A 1,500-nucleotide genomic window follows, 5' to 3' on the forward strand; every position below is an offset into this window, starting at 1 on the left:
TTTCTGAAACTAGATAAGCACATTATCATTAGCTTTTGACATATTTGCTGATTGGCCTTCCATGGGAAGTATCAAACAAGACATTAAAGAATCTGCCTTTGGTTTTGCTGAAGCTGCCCAAGAAAAGTGGGTGGACTTTATCCAGTTTCTGAAAGAAGCATGGCCTATTTTATTGGCACTCTTGATTATCTTGGCAGGCATCTGGCTCTATGCTGATCCACCACCTCCAAGGCATGTATTAATGGCCACCGGAACTGAGGGCGGTTCATATGAGTTAATGGCTAAAAAGTATGTAGATTTTTTTGAGAAGAAGGGAATTAAGTTAGAGCTGGTTAAAACTAAGGGCGCTCAAGAAAATCTTAAGCGTTTAGCTGATCGTAAAGACCCATTGCAAGCTGCCTTTGTTCAGGCAGGTACATTTAACCCAGGCGGCATTGAGGGTATTGAATCACTGGGCGCGGTCGATTACGAGCCAGTCTGGTTTTTTTATCGCGGGCCAGAGATCAAGCCGACCAACTTTAGAGAAGCCAACGGGGAAATGAAGCATTTCCTCAAAGGTAAAGTTTCAGTTGGGGCTGTTGGTAGCGGCACGCATTCTCAAGCCATGCGGATATTGGATGTTTCTGGATTGCAGAAAGAGGCCCATTTCCTGTATTTACCCAATCATGAAGCGGTAAGCGCTCTCAAAAAAGGTGAAATTGATGGTGCTTTTTTGGTAGATGGGTATCAATCGGAAAATGTTCAGGCTTTACTGAATGACCCTGCGATTCATTTGGCTGGATTTGAGCGGGCTCAGGCTTATGCCCATCTGTTGCCATACCTCCATATTTTGCAGGTGCCTATTGGCGGATTTAGTTTGTCTAGAAATAATCCAGATACTGAATTGCAGTTGATATCAACGACGACCAATCTGTTAATTGATGATCGTATGCATCCCGCACTCCAGTTTTTATTTCTAGAGGCATCACATGCAATTAATGGCAAGGCCAATTTTTTTGCAAAGCGTGGAGAATTTCCTTTCTTTGGAGTCTCTCATTTTCCGGAAAGCTCAGTTGCCGTGCACTATGAGAAGAATGGTTCTCCATGGTTAATGACGTTTTTTCCATTTTGGTTGGCAGAGCTCATTAATCGCTTAGTTTTTGTATTTTTGCCTTTCTGTGCGATTGCTTACCCAGCGCTGATTAGTCTGCCTGGGTATCGAGATAAGCGTATGCGCCGGAAACTGAATAAGTTATATGGCAATCTCAAGACTTATGAGCAAGAGCTCACTGAGAATTTCTTGCCAAGCGCAAAGAATGAATATCTTAAAAAATTAGATTTGCTAGAGTATGAGGCACTCAAGCTAGCGGTTCCTAAGAGTATGTCTGGGGATTATTACGCTTTGAGAACTAGTATTGATTACGTGCGTAATTGTCTTAATCGGGGGGTTCAGCCTTACCGACTTCAAGACGATGAGAGTAGTATTTAGACAAGATTGAACTTAAGCCGGTAAATAAGCCT

At 42.7% G+C, this 1,500-nt stretch carries 1 protein-coding gene; it reads left to right on the forward strand.

The annotated features are described in order from the left end of the window. The first annotated feature begins 61 nt into the window (after positions 1–61). Positions 62–1,468 carry a TAXI family TRAP transporter solute-binding subunit gene (locus B7Y67_RS17755; protein ID WP_293599765.1) on the forward strand — a complete coding sequence of 469 codons (1,407 nt, stop codon included), beginning with the start codon at positions 62–64 and terminating at the stop codon, positions 1,466–1,468. Positions 1,469–1,500 lie beyond the last annotated feature (32 nt).

Source organism: Polynucleobacter sp. 35-46-11, from assembly GCF_002281105.1.

Coding starts and splice junctions, on each gene's coding strand:
- B7Y67_RS17755 (WP_293599765.1), top strand. CDS start 62: ATGGGAAGTATCAAACAAGACATTAAAGAATCTGCCTTTGGTTTTGCT.